The organism is Streptomyces sp. MUSC 14 (genome assembly GCF_001866675.1).
Lineage (GTDB): Bacteria > Actinomycetota > Actinomycetes > Streptomycetales > Streptomycetaceae > Streptomyces.
In genome coordinates this window covers 24,675-41,831 of sequence record NZ_MLYN01000034.1, presented here as the reverse complement: position 1 = coordinate 41,831, position 17,157 = coordinate 24,675, and the positions used below count along the sequence as shown (strand labels likewise).

Sequence of the window (17,157 nt, the reverse complement as noted above, 5' to 3'; positions counted from 1 at the left end):
CACGGCCGCGGTCGTCAGCCCCGCGCCCCCGTCGCCGGTGACAGCGGTGGTTCCTGGTGGGAGCCGTAGCGCTCCATGCGCTGCCAGCGCAGGCGGCTGCCGGACAGGGCCGTGGCGACCGACTGGACCACCACGAGGTACATCAACTGGCGGTAGACGAACTGCTGGAACGGCAGGCTCCACAGCGGTCCGAGCCGTTCGCCGTCGAGACGGAACGCATAGGCTCCGGTGACGACCTGGACGAGCAGGAACGAGCACCACAGCAGCAGTACGTGGACGGGGTCGAGGAAGATCAGCCCGTACACGCTGAGCACGTCGACCAAGGGTGCGAACAACGGCAGCAGCACCTGGAAGAGCAGCAGGAACAGCAGCCCGCGACGGCCGAAGGTGCCGGCTGCGCCGCTCTGGCGGGCGGCGCCGCGGTGCTTCCACATCGCCTGCAGGGTGCCGTAGCACCAGCGGTAACGCTGCCGCCACAGTGCGCCGAGGGAAGCGGGAGCCTCGGTCCAGGCGATGGCCTTCTCCTCGTAGACCACGCGCCAGCCGTCACGCCAGATCGCCATGGTGAGGTCGGTGTCCTCGGCGAGTGTCGCCTCGGAGACGCCGCCGACACGCTCCAGCGCGGCCCGGCGCCAGGCACCGATCGCGCCCGGCACGGTGGGCATGCACCGGGCCAGGTCGAAGAGCCGCCGGTCCAGGTTGAAGCCGACGACGTACTCGATGTGCTGCCAACGGCCCAGCAGGCCACCCCGGTTGACGACCTTGGCGTTGCCGGAGACCGCTCCGATCCCCTGGTCGGAGAACGGCTGCACGAGATGGCGGACCGCGTCCGGCTCGAAGACCGTGTCGCCGTCCATCATCACCACGATCTCGTACGAGGCGGCGGCGATCCCTGTGTTGAGCGCGGCGGGCTTGCCCGCGTTGCGCTGGCGGATCACCCGCACGCCCGGCAGGCCGAGTGCCTCGACGATGTCGGCGGTGCCGTCGGTGGAGCCGTCGTCCACGACGATGATCTCGACCGGGTGGTCGGACGCGATCAAGGAACGGACAGTCGCCTCGATACCGGCCGACTCGTTGTAGGCCGGGACGATCACCGACACCGGTTCGGTGACCAGCGCTCCCCACGCCTTCCTGGCATGCCGCCGGTGCCTGGCCGCGGCGATCATGGAGATCACCGCGCGCAGGATGCCCAGGAATCCGGCGACGAGCAGCAGCAGGTCGAGTGCGTCGAGTCCCCAGACCGCTCCCTTGAGCAGCCATAGCAGCCCGAGGCCGAGCAGGTGCTCACTGGCGGAGGCGGGGCGGTTGGCACCGGTGAGGCGGAAGGCCTGGCTGACCGTCCGGAAGCGGTAGCCGCGTGCCTTGAGGCGCGGGATCAGTGTGTCCAGCGCGGCCACGGTCTGGGCGCGGTCACCGCCGGCGTCGTGGAAAAGGATCACCTGGCCGGAGGACCCGGAAGGGGTGGAGTTACGGACGATCCTCGGCACGCCCGGCCTCTGCCAGTCCTCGCTGTCCTGGGTGACGAGCACGCTCAGGTATCCCTGCCGGCCGAGCTGTCGCATCACGGCCCAGTCGGCGTTGCCCACCGCGTCGGCGCTGGACGAGTACGGCGGCCGGAAGAGGCTGCTGGTCACTCCCGAGGCGCCAGCCACCGCGAGCTGGTCCTCCCGCATCTCCAGCGTGCGCTGCCAGCCTGGCAGGGCGGGCAGGTACGGGTGGGTGAAGCTGTGCAGGCCGAGTTCGTCGTGGTCCTTCGCCATCCGCTCGACCAGCTCGGGGTGCGTGGTCACGCCGGTGCCCACGAGGAAGAAGGTCGCGGGCACGTGGTGCCGTTCCAGCGCCGCCAGGACCCTGGGGGTCCAGGTCGGGTCCGGGCCGTCGTCGAAGGTGAGGACCACGGTGCGTGCCGGTGGGGTGAGGGAGGTCGGTGTGGATCCGCTCGCCGAGATGACCGGGCCACCGCTCTCGACTGAGGGCGGCACCTGGTCGACGGGTCCCTGCGGTGGGTTCCCGCCGTCGTCCTGGAAGCCGAACATGTGCTGTGTGTAGCCCTCGATGAGCAGGGTGAGGGTGAGGGTCAGCACCATGGTCACCAGCAGCACCCAGTGGGTGCGCACCGGCGTTTCGCGGGCACTGCGGCCACGCCATGGGGAAAGGGTCACTTCGGGCATTTCTGGATGAGTGGCGGTTCTGGAACTGGAGTGCCGGGCGCGGCCCAGAGCGTGGGGCCCTGGAGGTCCGGGGCCGGCCGTCAGCCGAGCCCGAGCGGGGGCGCTGTAGAAGGCGTCGCGGTCGGAGTCCGCGTGGGGTGCGGGGACGGCTTGTGGCCCTTGGACCGCGTCGGACTCGGGGACGGCTTCGCAGTCGGGGATGGCTTCGGGGAGGACGTCGCGGTCGGGGACGACGTCGCGGCCAGGGACGGCTTCGCCGTCGCGGACGACTTCACATCGGCGGACGTGCGGTCGACGGTCTTCGCCCCGGCCGTCGTCGCCAGGCTCGGGATCCCCTGCCGCCGGGCGGTGCCGGCTGTCCGGGAGGTCCGGGCCCGCGGCGCCACGTGCGTGTGCGCGACGGCGGCGCCCGGCTTGGGCCGCAGAGGGTGCGGCAGCAGTGCCGGCAGGGTCGGGCCGCCCACGAGCGTACTGATGAGCAGGGCGACGTAGGCCGCTGCCGGAGTCACCAGCGCGGCCACCAGGATGCGCAGCCGCCTGCGGCGACCTCCTGATATGTCGACGAAGACGGGTTTGGGGGTGGGGTGTCGTATCGGCAGGCCACTCGGGCTCGGTATGTCGACGGCGGGCTCGGCCGGGCAACCAGCCACGGCAGGCCTCTGGGTCGGCTCCTGAACGGGGAGATGGGGAGACGTGGACGCGTCACGCGTCGCTTCGTCTCCGGCGGGCGCCTGGCCCTCCGGAATGATCTGCACGAGATCCGGACACTACTGGCTGAAAATCTACTGCAGTACTGGAGACGTTGAAGCGCGTGGAAAGAGTCCGCAAAGCAAACGAACAGGCCGGCCTGGGGTTGCGGTGAAGTACGTCAGTCCTGCGGCTTGTTGATGGTCAGCCCGAAGTCGGCGCCCACGGTCAGCGGAGCCTTCAGATCCCACTCGCCGCGGTCCGCGAGCTCCTGCAGAGCCTGCGACCGGTCGACCGCCTGCGGCCAGTCGCTTTCGCGGCCGGCGGTGCAGGGGTGTTTCATGTGTTTCCGGCGGACGGTGTTGAACCGGGCCAGCCACGTTGCCTCGTTAACACCAGAGGCCGGGTTGCCTCCAAGTGATGTGTCGGTCTCGTGGGCGATCTTCACCATGCCGTCGCAGTCGTCGGAAGTCTGGCCCATCATCAGGGCGGTGTCATAGAGGTTCTCCAGACCCAGCTCGCTCTTGAGCCCCTCCTGTGCGCTCAGCCTCATGGCGGGGGCGAGGTACGTGTCGTGTCCCACCTGGATCTGCAGCGACCGGAAGGCCGGGTCCAGGGCGGCCTTCTTCCAGTCGCGCACGAAGGCCCCGCCCAGCGCGCCGGTGTCGTCGCTGCCCGAGTCGGCCAGTCGCTGAAGGACGGTGGTGTACTTCGCGAGCGCGTTGCGCGGTGCGACGGCGTCGTACTTCCTGACCAGCCCGAGCATGTCGCCGCTCTGGGTGCAGAACCCGATCCACCCCGCGGTGTAGCCGCAGCCGTCGTGCAGATCGGTGACGTACGCGTACTGCGGGACTGTGGCGCTGTTCTCGAACACCGCGGTGATGTCATCCATCATCGGCATCGCCGCTGGAGCCGCGGCGGGCGTCGGCGGAGTACCGGCCGTACCGCCGGCATGACCGGCCTTGGCGGCCCTGCCAGCCGTACCTGACGTGCAGCCGCCCACGGTGAGCACCGTGCCGAGGACGACGAACAGGGTGCGACGTATCCCGGTCAACTCACGAACCTCTCCGGCCTGTTCCGTTCCGACTGAGCCGGCTCGCTGACGTGCCACCTGCTCGCGGAGAACCGTGAGCGGGAAGCCTGATCAAACATCGCTCACGTCTTCTCGCTCCGAGTCCTGCCGGGATCCTAGCGTGCCGGGTCTTTGCCGGTGAGGAGCGGAGGGCCGATGAGCCTGGTGGTCGTCGGTCATCTTCGGCCGCTGTCGAGCGGCCTCGGACTGCCCCTCAGGCGGCCCGGCCATGGGACACATGAACGGCGTCAGCCGGGCGTGCCGCACGGTCTGCGGCCGTCGCGGGCGCCCCGGAGACCCGGATCGGGGCGCTCGCCACTCTCGCGCGGGCGCGGTCCCTGGCCGGCGTACCGTCGGCGGCGGACGTCGCGCTGGAGGAGGCGCCCGCCCCGGCCGGGGGTGCCGAAGACGGTCAGCAGAGTTGGCGGCTGATCCGGATGCGGGCGATCCTGGCACTGGATTCCGACAGGGTGACCGAGGCCCGGGAGCAGGTCGTCGAACTCCTGGCAGCCATGGAGGAGTTCGCCGACGTCGAAGAAGTCATGGCCACCTTGGTGTCGCTGCCCCGGATCCAGGTGCGGTCCGGACACTGCCAGGAGGCACTGCACACCGCGGAGCGCTGCTCACACGTCATGGCCCGCACGGCTCCGGCGCTGTACGCGGCCGCGCTCGCGGCTGCCGCAGGCGGCACCGCCGAGGAAGCCCGGCAGCTGGCCGAGCAGTCGGCACGCGCCGCGGAAGCCGACGGTGACCAGCTGTTCCTGCTGCGCTCGCTGGCCGTGCTCGGACAGGCCGGACTGCTCGCCGGCGACCCGAGGGGCGGCCTTCGCGGTCGACGCGTTGCAGCGCGTCAGACAACTCGGCGCTGCCATGTGCGCCGCGGACCCGCCCTTGCTGCACTGGTACGGCGACCTGGCCGAAGCCCTGGTGTTCCTGGGTGAGACGGTGAGACGGAAGAGGGTGAGGCCGTCGTCCGCGAGGCTCGCGCCCATGTGTCCGGCGACACCCCTGGCAGCGTGCTGGCGGCTCTGGATCGGGCCGAGGGGCTTCGGGAGGCGGCGGTCGGCCGGGCGAAGGACGGGGCGGCGCGACTGCGCGCGGCGGTGGACCGGAGCGTGAACTGCCGTTGCCCATGGAGCTGGTGCGCACCCTGATCGCGCTCGGCGCGGTCGAGCGCCGCGCACGCCGCAGAAGCGCGGCGTGGGCGGTTCTCGGCGAAGCGCTGACACCGCCGAACGGATCGGTGCCGCCCCGCCGGCGACGCGGGCCAGGGACGAGCTGGCCCGGCTGGACGCCGTGGACCGCAGCGGTGGCGAGGCGGGCGCGGGCGGGCCCGGACTCACCCCCGCGGAAGCCAGGATCGCCAGGCTGGTCGGGGGCGGGGCCACCAACCGGGAAGTCGCCGCGGAGCTGTTCATCAGCGTCAAGTGGAAGGGGCCCTGTCGCGGGTCTACCGCAGGTTCGGGGTCCGCTCGCCCACGCGATGGCCGTCGCCGTCATCGCGTCCGGGGCGACGGTCGTCGACTCCGAGAACGCAGGCCAAGTGAACCCTGCGGGCGAGCTGATGACAGTCACTCAGCAAAGCGGTACCTGGCCCCGTCGCGCTCCCGGCGTATGCCGTTGGCTCGGCTTCTACGCGGCCTCCGGCGACAGTGGCTCCGACGACGCGGGCGACGGCGGCACCTCCGTCGGCTACCCGTGCGTCACCGGCGTCGGCGGCACCAGGCTGACGGTCACCTCGTCCAACGCCTGGAGCAAAGAGGTCGCCTGGTCCGACGGGGGTGGCGGCAAGTACCGGACGTCTCGGCCCACGCCGACCCGAGCGCCGGCGTCTCGATCTACTCGCAGGGCTCCTGGACCTCGGTCGGCGGCACCAGCCGCCGCGCCCGAGTGGGCGGCGTTCGCCGCGCTGTACAACCAGCAGGCCTCTGCGGCCGGCAAGCCCGACCGCGGCCTCGCCGACCCCGCCCTCTACTCGGCGAGCGGCACAGGCTTCCACGACATCACCAACGGCAGCAACGGCGCCTGCTCCGCCGCCACGGGCTGGGACTTCACCACCGGCTGGGGTTCGTACAACGCCTCGGCACTGGCGAGCAAGCCGCTCGGCTGACGACCCGGCGGCCGACGACCGAACAGGGCGCGGGCCGGGGTTGATCCCCGGCCCGCGCCATGGCGTGACGTGCCGACGCCGGGCGGCGAGCGGTCAGGTCAGGTCGAGCTCCAGTACGGTGACCGAGAGCGGAGGCACGGTACCGGTGAAGGACGCTGCCGTGCCGGTGACGGTGCTCGTCCTGGGTACCAACGCGTCCGGTTCCGTCAGTGTGTTGGTGCTGGTGCGCGAGGTGCCGGTCAGGACCGTCGCGGTGGCATGCCTCTTGACCCCCTTGGCCAGTCCCTTCAGCTCGACCGGCACGCTCACCTTCTCCGTCCCGCAGTTGACGACCGCGAGGTGGAGGCGGTTCCCGGAGCGCGTGGCCACGGTGGCGAGGCCGGGCAGCGCGCGTGCGGTGGCGGGCAGCACCGTGTCGCCGAGCCTGCTCGTCAGCATGTGCTGTGCCCAGTAGCTGGGCGACGCGTAGCTGGTGAGGTTGTCGTAGGCGATCAGGTTCGTGGCCCAGACGTTGTTCCTGACGTGTGAGAAGAGCGGCGCGTAGCACTCCATGAGGACCTGGTCCGAGTTGCGGATCAGCCCGGCCAGCCAAGCGGCGTCGCCGAGCGCCGCGTTGAGGTCGGGTGTGGGGCGGCCCTCCTGCGCTGCCCACTCCCCGACGAACACCTTCGTGGAATTGCGGTCCCGGTTGTCGTACTTGTGGGTGGCGGCCTGGGCGGCGGACGGCGCGAGGTAGTAGTGCTCGTCGATCAGATCCGGCGTGCGGCTCGTCACGGGCGTCGTGGCGATCAGCTTCAGATGCGGGTACTTCGCCTTGATCGCGTCGTGGAAGGCTGTGAACCGCTCGTCGTACGACCCCGAGGAGTCGAACCAGTCCTCGTTGCCGATCTCCACGAACTCCAGCGGGAACGGCTTCGGATGTCCGTCGGCGGCACGTCGTGCGCCCCAGGTGCTGGTGACGGGACCGGTGACATACTCGATCTCGTCGAGTGCGTCCTGGACGAACGGAACCAGCGCGTCGCCGGTGACGTGTTCGCCCTTGAGCGAGTAGCCGGCGTACACGGCGAGGACGGGCTGGGCGTGCATGTCCTCGACCCATTCCAGGTATTCGAGGAGTCCGAGGCCGTCCGTGGACCAGTAGCCCCAGGCGTCGTCCATGTGGCCCGGGCGCTCCCATACCGGGCCGATGGTCTTCTTCCAGTCGAACCGTGTCGCGATGGTGTTGCCCTCGACGAAGTTTCCGCCCGGGAAGCGCAGGAACTTCGGTTTCAGGGCGACCAGTTTGTCCATCAGGTCGATGCGCAGGCCGTTGGGCCGGTCGTTGTAGGTGGGCGGGAAGAGGGACACGTGCTGGAGCCACAGCGTCTCGCCCGCGGCGGCGGAGTCGGCCGTGGTGACGGTCAGCCGCGCGTCACCGACCACGGGGGTGCGTGAACCGGTCCGTAGGGTCAGCTCGAAAGGGCGGCCGGGAAAGGCGGTGCCGATCCGGGGCACATGGGCGGACGCGTACACCGTCCTGCCGTCCGCCGACTCGATGGCCACCGTGAGCGGGCCGATACGTCGCGACGCCTTGGCGAACAGCCGGGCGGTGTAGGCGGTTCCGGGCCGCACCGGTATGCCCCAGAAGCCGTCGTTGGCGACGCCGGCCCGGGCTTCGGGCCCCGTGCTGCTCGGCAGCACGACCTTGAGGGAACGGCTGAGCGCGGCGTTGAGCGGGTTGGCTGTGTCGAGTGCGAGGGTCACGCCTCCGACGGTGGACCAGTGGACGGGCGTGGTGTCGCCGGCCATCATCGAGCGGTTCTGCACCAGTTCGGCGTAGATGCCGCCCTCGCCGGAGTGGTTGATGTCCTCGAACATCAACCCGGGGAGGACGGGTGACACGGCGTGCGCGGGGTTACCGACGTCCACGCTCAGCAACGGCGTCGTGGTCTCCACCGGGACCCCGGCCAGCGCCGCGATCTGGTCGGGGGTGAGGACGGACGGGAACATCCACACGTCGTCGATCAGCCCGTGCCACTGGTCGACGTGTCCACCTCCGTAGAGCGCGCGGCCGATGGCGGTGTCGCCGCTGCCGGCCCAGCCTGCGCTGCAGGCGGTCTCCCCCTCCAGCACGCCGTTGACGTAGAGGCGGATGACGCCGGCGGTCGGGTCGCTGACGCCGACCAGGTGGGTCCAGGTGTCGGCGGTGGGCGCCGAAGCGGCAGCCGCCACCGCGGCGTTCTGCGTGGCGTCCGAGCCCAGCCGGGCGAAGGCGAAGGTGCCGGTGTCGTCGCGCAGCCCCAGGTAGAAGGCGCTGACTGCCTTGCCGTCGATACTGACGGCGGTCTGATAGCCGCCGAGTTGAGCGAGGTTGACCCATACACCCACGGAGAACGCCTTGGAGGTGTCGAGGGCGGGCCCGGACGCCGTGGCGTCACCGCCCGCCGTGAGGCTCAGGCTGTGGGCACCGACCTTGCCGGTGCCCCAGCCCGCCGCGCCCTGGAGCGTCGCGGTGTGACCGTTGCCGGAGGACTCGGCGGCGGAGGTGCCGGAGCCCTCGTCAAAGGTCCAGTGGGCGGCTGCGGCGGGGAGCTCCGCGGCAGTGGCGCCTGCGGTCGTGCCGGTGAGTTCGGCGGCCCCGGCGGGAGCGGCGGCGAACGTCGCCGCGAGGGGGGCGGCGCCCAGGACGGTGAGGACGGTTCTGCGGGGCACTCCGGCTTCTGAAGGCATGCGGCCCATTCCTTCGTTCGATATATCGTATGGCGGTCGACACTTCGAGCAGCAGGGATCTTAGGGTCTCGGCGAGCCCCGTCAACACCCCTTGTACGGCAATGCGTTGTCAGACCCCGTCGGCCCCGCGGCCCTCAAAAGCCAACGGCGTTCGAGGTCTTGCGCCACCCTCGCTGACCCGCGACACTCCTCACACCAACAGATTCGCACATAATTCAAACCCCTGAAGCCATGAGTTCTGGTGCAAGTGGTTGGTATTCGGGGGGCGATCAGCTTGCTGGAGGACCAGATGAAGGCTCATGGCCCGGGTCACCGGGCAGCCAGACGTCGCTTGTCGGTCGCTGCGACCCTCGCCCTGGTGTGCGGAGTCGGCGTCGGCGCGCAGCCCGCGGCGGGCGCCGTCCCGGCGTCCTCCGCCGCGTCCGTCGCGGCCTCGACCGCGGCACACTCGGTGACGTACGACGGCTACTCGTTCATGATCGACGGGAAGCGGACGTACCTGTGGTCGGGAGAGCTCCACTACTTCCGGCTGCCCAGCCAGGCCCTATGGCTCGACACACTGCAGAAGATGAAGGCGGCGGGCTTCAACGCGGTGTCGCTCTACTTCGACTGGGGATACCACTCCCCCGCGCCCGGCGTCTACGACTTCACCGGCGTCCGCGACGTGGACAAGCTCCTCGACATGGCCAACGACCTGGGTATCTATGTCATCGCCCGACCGGGTCCGTACATCAACGCCGAGGTCGACGGGGGCGGCTTCCCCGGCTGGCTGTCCACCAAGGCCGGCAACACCCGCACCTCCGATCCCGAGTACCTGAAGTACAGCGACGAGTGGCAGTCGCAGATCGACCGCATCATCAAGCGCCACCAGCTCACCGACGGCACCGGATCGGTCGTCGAGTACCAGGTGGAGAACGAGTACTACCACGGCTCGGCGGCCGGCCGTACCTACATGAAGCACCTGGAGGACAAGGCTAAGGCCGACGGCATCACCGTGCCGCTGGTCGGCAACAACAACGGCACTTTCAACTCCGGGGACGCCGCCCTGGACGTGGACGGCGCCGACTCCTATCCGCAGGGCTTCAACTGCTCGAATCCCACCAAGTGGAACGGCGTCCCCGACATCAGCTACGACCACGTGGCCGGAAAGCCGCTGGCAACCGCCGAGTTCCAGGGCGGCGCCTTCGACCCGTGGGGCGGCCCCGGCTACGACAAGTGCGCCCAGCTCATCAACGACCGGTTCGCCGACGTGTTCTACAAGCAGAACATCGCGGTCGGCGCGACCTCGCAGAGCTTCTACATGACCTACGGCGGCACCAACTGGGGCTGGCTGGGCATGCCGGAGAACTACACCTCCTACGACTACGGCGCCGCCATCCGCGAGACCCGCCAACTCGACCCCAAGTACGACCAGGACAAGCTGATCGGCTACTTCACCCACGCCGTCACCCCCCTGACCAAGACCGACGCGCTACCCGCCACACCCACCGACAACCCGAAGATCGTCGACACCGCGCGCGCCAACCCCGACACCGGAACGCAGTTCCACGTCCTGCGGCACGCCGACTCCACCGCCGCCAGCAGCGACAGCGCTCATGTGACGATCGACCTCGGCGCCCACCCCGGATACACCTACGACGACCCGGACCCGGCTCTCACCTACACCGGAGGCTGGTCGCACGTCGGCGCGGAGCAGAACTACACCGGCGGCGACTACCAGCACACCGAGTCGTTCTCGAACACGGCAGGCGACACCGTGTCCGTGCCGTTCACCGGCAGCGGCGTGAAGTGGATCAGCAACCTCGACACCAACCACGGCATCGCCGACGTCTACCTCGACGGCACCAAGGTCAAGACGGTCGACAGCTACGGCGCCTCCAAGCAGAACCAGTACGTGGCATACCGGGCGAGCGGCCTCGCCAAGGGGCCGCACACCCTGAAGATCGTGGTCACCGGCACCAAGGACGCCGCCGCCTCCGGCACTTTCGTGACGGTCGACGCCGTCGACGTGACCACCGGCTCCGCCTCCACGGCGCCCGTCTACACCGTCCCGCAGCAGCCCGGCACCGCTCTCACCCTGGACGGCCGCGAGTCCTCGATCGTCGTCGCGAACTACGACCTGGGCGGCAACCACCTCCAGTACTCCACCTCGCAGATCATGACCAACGCCACGATCGCCGGACGCGATGTCGCGGTGCTCTACGGCGACCACGGCTCGGACGGCGAAACGGTCCTTCACTACGCGTCCAGGCCGACGGTGACCTCCACAGGCGGCACCGTCGACTCCACCTGGGACCCGGCCACCGGCGACCTGCGGCTGAACTACCGGCACACCGGCCTGATCCGGGTCACCGTCACCGCGGGCTCCCACCCGCTGCTCCTGCTGCTCGCCGACACCGCGACCGCCAAGACCTTCTGGCGGCAGGACACCGCGGCCGGCCCGGTACTGGTCCGCGGCACCCACCTGCTGCGCGGAGCGCAATCCAGCGGTACGATCCTGCGCCTGACCGGCGACACCGGCAAGGACGGTTCGATCGAGGTCTTCGCCGACACCAACTCCCTTACCTGGAACGGCGAGCCGGTCCACACCACGGCCTCGGCGAGCGGCAGTCTCACCGGCAGCGTACCCACCGCCGCCCCCGTCACCCTGCCGGCCCTGACCGGCTGGAAGCACATGCAGGAATCCCCCGAGGCACAGCGGAACTTCGACGACTCCACCTGGCAGGTGGCCGACAGGACCGCCACCCACAGCACCACACAACCAGGCAGCCTCCCCGTGCTGTTCGCCGACGACTACGGCTTCCACACCGGCAGCACCTGGTACCGCGGCAGGTTCACCGGCACCGGCAAGGAGACCGGCATCACCCTGGCCACACAGAGCGGCGGCCGGGCCGCAGCCTCCTCGGTCTGGCTCAACGGCACCTTCCTCGGCAGCTCCACCGCCGACGGCCAGAAGACCTACGACTTCCCTGCCGGAGCGGTCAGGACCGGCGGCGACAACGTGATATCCGTGCTGACGGTCAACATGGGCCACGAGGAGGACTACGACGAGTCCAACGGCAACAAGGCCGCCCGCGGCCTGACCGGCGCCCTCCTGGACGGCAACCCGCTGAACACGGTCACCTGGCGGCTGCAGGGCGTCCGTGGCGGCGAAACCCCCGTCGACACCGTACGCGGCCCACTGGCCACCGGCGGCCTGTACGGCGAACGGGCCGGCTGGATGCTGCCCGGCTTCCCCACCGGCAGCTGGACCCCGACCGCCCTCCCCGCCACCGACACCACCCCGGGCGTCTCCTGGTACACCACCGACGCCGCCCTCGACCTGCCCAAGGGACAGGACACCTCGCTCGGCCTGACCATCACCGACGACCCGTCGCGCAAGTACCGCGCCGAGATCTACGTCAACGGCTGGGACATGGGCAACTACGTCAACTACCTCGGCCCGCAGCACAGTTTCCCCGTCCCCGACGGCATCCTGAACCCGAACGGGAACAACCGGATAGCCATCGCCGTATGGAACCTGGACGGCTCCACCGGCGGCCTCGGCAAGGTCACGCTGACCGACTACGGAAGCTACGCGTCCTCGCTGAGGGTCCCGCAGAACGACAGCCCTCGCTACGACCGGACGCGGTACGCCATGCCTGCCGCGCCAGGCGCGCGCCTCACCCTGAACGCGCCCGGGTCGGCCGGCGCCGGACAGCACCTCACCGCCACCGCGACCTTCCACGTACCTGCCGATGCACCCACGGCCTCCGGCGTGACGGCGCACCTCACCGCACCCAACGGCTGGACGGTCTCCCCGAAGCCCACGCCCACCGCTGCCCGGCGGATCGCCCCCGGCACCTCCGTGACCTTCAGCTGGGAGGTCACCACACCCGCCGGCATGGCGAAGACCAACGCGCTGAAAGCCGCCGCCACGTTCGTCCAGCGCCACCGGTCCGCCACCGCCGCCGACGAACGGATCGTCGCCACCGTCCCACCCCCGCCGCCCGCCGGGACCGACCAGATCAGCGACCTGCCGTTCCTGTCGGCCACCAATGGCTGGGGCCCGGTCGAGCGCGACCAGAGCGTCGGCGGCACCGCGGCGAACGACGGCACACCGCTCAAACTCGGCGGCACCGTCTACGCCAAGGGCCTGGGCACCAACTCCCCCAGCGACGTCCTGGTCTACCTCGCCGGACGGTGCAGCAGGTTCACCGCGACCGTGGGCGTCGACAACGGTGACCCCGGCACCATCACTTTCACCGTCCTCCTCGACGGCAAGGTGCTCACCACCACCCCTGTCCTCGACGGCAAGTCGGCGCCCCTCGCCCTCGACGTCCCTGTCACCGGCGGGCAGGTCCTCGACCTGTCCGTGGGGGACGGCGGCGACGGCAACGGCAACGACCACGGCGACTGGGCGAACCCGGTGCTGACCTGCGGATGACCCCGGGATGAAGTGGTGCGCCGGGTGCCGGCCAACCGGCGCACCACCGTGCCGCAGCCCCTACCGCCGCCACGCCCACCTGGTCGGCAAGGCCGCGCTCCGGCGCGCCGGCTCGCCAGAGGCCCAGCTGGTCAGGAGGCGGCACAGCGGGAGCGCGGACTGTTCATCGACGAGGACGCCGCCGACGGCTTCACCCGGTTCCTGGACATCGTCACCGCCGGTCCCCGGCTCGGCGACACCGTCGGTGTACAGGACTCCCGCTTCCGCGGAGTTCGCCGCACGTCCACGTCGCACGACTGCCGGGCCGGTGTCTGCGTGGTCAACTGCACTCCTACCGGATCTCGCCCTGCCCGTCCGGGTTCCCTTTCAAGTGCCGCCGGTGACCGGAGCCTCAGCCGCCGGCCGGGACGGCCGCTGAAGGGATCACTGGAAGGCGATCGACGCGACCGCTTTCACGCTCCGGACCGGAACGCGGTGGGCGCACCTGCGGGAGAGGTACGGAAGCTGGCGGAGCGTCTGCAACCGGCTGCGGACATGGGCCAGGAGAAAGCACAGTCGCTGACGGCACCAGCTGCCCCTCGCACACGTACGGCGTAGCCGTGGTTCATGGCGAAAGCCACATCCGACAATGGGCCGGACAAAAGCCATAGAAAGGGTCGGTGTTCTCGGTACGGTCCTGATCCAGTCGTCGGCCACGACAACGGCAATCGCTGTCACCGCCGTAGCGTCGGGTGCGTTGCCGATCCGGGGCGCGATCCCCATCATTCGGGGCGCGAACGTCGGCACCACCGTGACGACGGGTTTGGTCGCACTGACCTTCATCGGCGACCGCACAGAGTTCCGCAGGACGCTGGGCGCCTCGACCGTCCATGACTTCTACGACTGGCTCGCGCTGCTGGTCTTCTTCCCCGTGGAGCTGATCCGGCATCCGCTGGAACACATCAGCAGGACGCTGACCAACGCGCCGTACGGCACGGACTGACTGCCGAACCCGGCCCACTTCAGCCAAGGCATGGGAGTAGCCGTCGTCACCCAGTCCTCGACCATCGTCACGTCCGTGCTGGTCCCTTCGCCGGAGCAGGCATCCTGACACCGGCGCAGGTGTATCCCGTCGTCGGCTCCAACCTCGCCACATCACGGTGCACTTCGCGGCGTTCGCAGGTGTCGGACAGGACGCGCAGATCGGCCCGCAGGCAGCCTTCGTGCATCTGATCTGCAACCTCTTCGCGACCGTCGTGATCTACGTGAATCCGCTCCTGCGCCCCGTGCCGCTGCTCTGCGCCCAGAACCTCGCCCGCATCGCCTCTGCACACCGATGGGTCCTCGCCATCTGCCTCGGCACCGCCTTCATCTCGGAGAACTACTGAGAAGACGAGACCGCAGTGCGCCTGCCGGTCGAGTACTTCCGGGTCGCCCGCTGGGCGTCCGCCTCGTCGGTGACGACCGTGCGGATCTCCCCGTCCGCGAGGACCGCCAGGATGCGTCCGGCGGGAGCCTGGGCATCGAGCGGGAGGCAGGCGGCGCCGGCCCGCGCGATGCCCAGCATGGCGACGCTCGCTCAGACGAGGTGGCGTCCGCCGTCCACCATGAGCACCGCGCCCGTGGTGTAAGCGGCGTGGGCCACGGTGTAGACCGCCTCGGCGACGTCCTGGGGCGTGCCGACCCGGCGCTGCGGGGTGTTGGCGGTGATCCAGTCCCGCGAGCCCTCCCAGACCTCCTGGGCTTCGTCGTACCAGGGGGTGTCGACCAGGCCTGGCGCCACCGCGTTGACCCGGATGCCGGGGCCGAGGGTGGCGGCGAGCAGCCGGGTCATGTGGTCGACGGCGGCCTTGCTCACGGCATAGGGGATGGAACTGCCCATGGCTCGCGTGCCGGAGACCGACGAGATGTTGACGATCGAACCGGACCCGCTCGCCTTCAGGTGCGGGAGCGCTGCGGTGATCATCTGCCAGGTGCCGATGACGTTGACGTCGAAGATGTCGCGCCAGGCTGCGGCGTCGGCGGCCTCCAGATCACCGAGCGGGATGAACCGGGTACGGCCGGCGTTGTTGACCAGGATGTCGAGACGGCCAAACCGTTCGATCGCGGTGTCGACCAGTCCCGCGGCATCGGCCGGGTCGGAGATGTCGCCCTGGACGTAGACGGCGTCCGGAAGCGCGGCGGCGAGTTCCTCTCCGGCCTTCACCGAGGAGGCGGAGTTGACCACCACCCGCAGCCCGGCCGCCGCCATCCGACGTGCGACGGCCGCGCCGATACCCGTGGACGAACCGGTTATGAGGGCGACGCGTTCTTCACTCACACATACCTCCGCTCAACTGCCTTCACCAGAGGGGCCTTTACTCCGCGGCCGTCTTCCCGCGGTGCGCATGAGGGCACCTTGACGATCCGTGGAGCATTCCCCAGGGTAACAGCAAATGGAATTCCAATTCCATATTACGGAATACCGGAGGGCGAGGGCCTCTCTCCCGTATCGCGACGCCGCCGGACCCACCGCCGGGACCGCCGGCCCACTCATGGGCGGCACGCTCAACACCGCCTGCACCTCTGTGGCCATCCCGTGGCTCATGTTCGGCGCGGGCGGGTTCGCGCTCTACGCGCCCCCCGGCTGCACCGGGTCGCGGCCGGGCACGGCATGGTCACCGCCGTCGACTGCGTCCGCGCCCGGCACGGATCCCACGCCCTGGCCGCAGCCGCGCGCTCACCGGCACCCTCGCCACCATGCCGTACCTGGCGCTCCAGGTCATCGGCATGGGCATGGGCTCGCAATCGGGCGCACGGCCCGACGTCGGCCTGGACACCGTGCTGAGGACGGCCCGCGCCGAAGGTCTGTCCGACCCGGTGGAGATCGTGCCTCCTGCGGACTCCTCCTCCGCCTACGTCGTACGGCAGCTCCAGCACAGCCGGCCGGAGAAGCAGGACTCGATCGCCGTCGACCCGGCCACCGGAAAGGTCACCGACGTGTCGCGCTTCTCCGACTACCCGCTGTCGGCCAAACTGACCCGCTGGGGCATCGACGCCCACACCGGCACCCTGTTCGGCCTGACCAACCAGATCGCTCCGGCCGGCCTCGCCCTGGCCTTGATCCTCCTCATCCTCTGGGGCTACCGCATGCGGTGGCAGCGCGGCCGCGGCTCCGCCCTCGGCTACTGCCCCCCCCCTGCTCGGCATCCCCTCACCGCCTTCCTGGCCGTGGACATCCTCGTCGGCGCGGCTCGCGAGCACTACGCAGGCATCGACGTTGCGCAGCTGACTCAAAAGCCTTCGGTGCCTGACGTCCGAGCAGCCGCCCCCGCCGAACGGAACAACCCACTCATACCTGTGTGTTCGTGAGTCCAGCCTCGCACCTGGCCGGGAAACACCGTGCCCGGAGGGCAAGTTCCAGCCGGGCGTGCTCCGGAAGGCGCACATCAGTGGGCCGGGATCATGCCCGTGCGCCATGGGTGTCTACGCGTGGCACACGCCCTGATCGACCATCCGGGTGTGGCGTGCGACCACCGGGCGCGCGCTCTTGGCCAGGGATTTCACGAGCGGACTGGTGCCGGTTGCGATCTCCTTGTCGATGAGCGCAAGGGTCTGCACATGGGCGGGGTACTGGGCTTTGAGCCACGCGGGATCGTACGCGGGTGTCCCGGCAAGGGATTTGAGCGCGGCGGTCTGCCGTAGTTGCGCTGCCGTCTGCCCCGAGGGCAGTGCCACCCCGAGTTTTGCCGCGGTCTTGACGACACCGGTATCAAGTGCACGGTGATCGCGGACGAAGTCGGCGCCGACCCGCTTGACACAGTCGGTGGTCGCGGCGCTCTGCGCTTGCTGACCGGTCGCGATCTCCCACAGATTGCCCTGGTGAGCCGCGATCAGAAGCTGGCTGTCCAAGGGCGAGACCGCCGACGGCGAGGACGACGAAGCGAGGGCCGGGAGCGACGTGGCACCCATAGCGCACAGGGTGACGGCGCACACGACGACGGAACGGGTACGGGATCGAGTC

Annotated in this window: 12 protein-coding genes and 3 pseudogenes; 8 read left to right on the top strand and 7 right to left on the bottom strand. The window is 69.9% G+C overall.

Annotated elements, in window-relative coordinates; translation table 11 throughout:
- Positions 1–14: 14 nt before the first annotated feature.
- From BIV25_RS21670 to BIV25_RS21660, 3 genes are all read right to left on the bottom strand, one after another.
- Positions 15–2,171: a bifunctional polysaccharide deacetylase/glycosyltransferase family 2 protein gene (locus BIV25_RS21670; protein ID WP_071374033.1), complete on the bottom strand. Its 2,157-nt coding sequence runs from the start codon at positions 2,169–2,171 to the stop codon at positions 15–17.
- Positions 2,172–2,251: 80 nt separating this feature from the next.
- A complete protein-coding gene (locus BIV25_RS50430; RefSeq protein ID WP_143076684.1) occupies positions 2,252–2,821 on the bottom strand; it encodes a hypothetical protein in 570 nt (189 codons plus the stop codon).
- Positions 2,822–3,039: 218 nt separating this feature from the next.
- On the bottom strand, positions 3,040–3,912 hold the full coding sequence (locus BIV25_RS21660; protein ID WP_071374031.1) for a chitosanase: 873 nt from the start codon (positions 3,910–3,912) through the stop codon (positions 3,040–3,042).
- A gap of 488 nt (positions 3,913–4,400) precedes the next feature.
- Here BIV25_RS21660 and BIV25_RS53020 point away from each other — a divergent pair, with 488 nt between their 5' ends.
- Together BIV25_RS53020 and BIV25_RS49425 are read left to right on the top strand one after the other, a co-directional pair.
- Complete coding sequence (locus BIV25_RS53020) at positions 4,401–4,871, top strand: hypothetical protein (RefSeq protein ID WP_143076683.1); 471 nt, start codon at positions 4,401–4,403, stop codon at positions 4,869–4,871.
- A gap of 542 nt (positions 4,872–5,413) precedes the next feature.
- A complete protein-coding gene (locus BIV25_RS49425; protein ID WP_071374029.1) occupies positions 5,414–6,040 on the top strand; it encodes a hypothetical protein in 627 nt (208 codons plus the stop codon).
- 93 nt (positions 6,041–6,133) lie between these two features.
- Here BIV25_RS49425 and BIV25_RS21645 read toward each other — a convergent pair whose 3' ends face one another.
- Positions 6,134–8,749, bottom strand: coding sequence for a LamG-like jellyroll fold domain-containing protein (locus BIV25_RS21645; protein WP_079176802.1), 2,616 nt, complete (start codon positions 8,747–8,749; stop codon positions 6,134–6,136).
- Positions 8,750–9,080: 331 nt separating this feature from the next.
- Here BIV25_RS21645 and BIV25_RS21640 point away from each other — a divergent pair, with 331 nt between their 5' ends.
- The 5 genes and pseudogenes from BIV25_RS21640 to BIV25_RS21625 all read left to right on the top strand — a co-directional run bounded on the left by BIV25_RS21640 (position 9,081) and on the right by BIV25_RS21625 (position 14,542).
- Positions 9,081–13,175, top strand: a complete 4,095-nt coding sequence (locus BIV25_RS21640; protein WP_256255971.1) for a beta-galactosidase — start codon at positions 9,081–9,083, stop codon at positions 13,173–13,175.
- Between the two features lie 433 nt (positions 13,176–13,608).
- Positions 13,609–13,737: pseudogene (locus tag BIV25_RS54490) on the top strand (transposase); the annotation flags it as partial.
- Positions 13,738–13,803: 66 nt separating this feature from the next.
- Positions 13,804–13,932: pseudogene (locus BIV25_RS54485) on the top strand (hypothetical protein); the annotation flags it as partial.
- Between the two features lie 33 nt (positions 13,933–13,965).
- On the top strand, positions 13,966–14,157 hold the full coding sequence (locus tag BIV25_RS54480; RefSeq protein ID WP_371273054.1) for a hypothetical protein: 192 nt from the start codon (positions 13,966–13,968) through the stop codon (positions 14,155–14,157).
- A gap of 157 nt (positions 14,158–14,314) precedes the next feature.
- A complete protein-coding gene (locus BIV25_RS21625) occupies positions 14,315–14,542 on the top strand; it encodes a hypothetical protein (RefSeq protein ID WP_071374025.1) in 228 nt (75 codons plus the stop codon).
- Here BIV25_RS21625 and BIV25_RS21620 read toward each other — a convergent pair.
- Positions 14,536–14,721: an AMP-binding protein gene (locus BIV25_RS21620; RefSeq protein WP_071374024.1), complete on the bottom strand. Its 186-nt coding sequence runs from the start codon at positions 14,719–14,721 to the stop codon at positions 14,536–14,538. The two genes, BIV25_RS21625 and BIV25_RS21620, sit on opposite strands and share 7 nt — an antisense overlap.
- Before the next feature lie 12 nt (positions 14,722–14,733).
- Complete coding sequence (locus tag BIV25_RS21615; protein WP_071374023.1) at positions 14,734–15,474, bottom strand: SDR family NAD(P)-dependent oxidoreductase; 741 nt, start codon at positions 15,472–15,474, stop codon at positions 14,734–14,736.
- Between the two features lie 446 nt (positions 15,475–15,920).
- On the opposite strand from BIV25_RS21615, the pseudogene BIV25_RS21610 reads away from it, so the two are divergent.
- A pseudogene (locus BIV25_RS21610) lies at positions 15,921–16,382 on the top strand (PepSY domain-containing protein); the annotation flags it as partial.
- A gap of 237 nt (positions 16,383–16,619) precedes the next feature.
- Here the strand turns inward: BIV25_RS21610 and BIV25_RS21605 are convergent.
- Positions 16,620–17,105 (bottom strand): DUF4142 domain-containing protein, encoded by a 486-nt coding sequence (locus BIV25_RS21605; RefSeq protein WP_177235366.1) that lies wholly within the window; start codon positions 17,103–17,105, stop codon positions 16,620–16,622.
- Between the last annotated feature and the right edge of the window lie 52 nt (positions 17,106–17,157).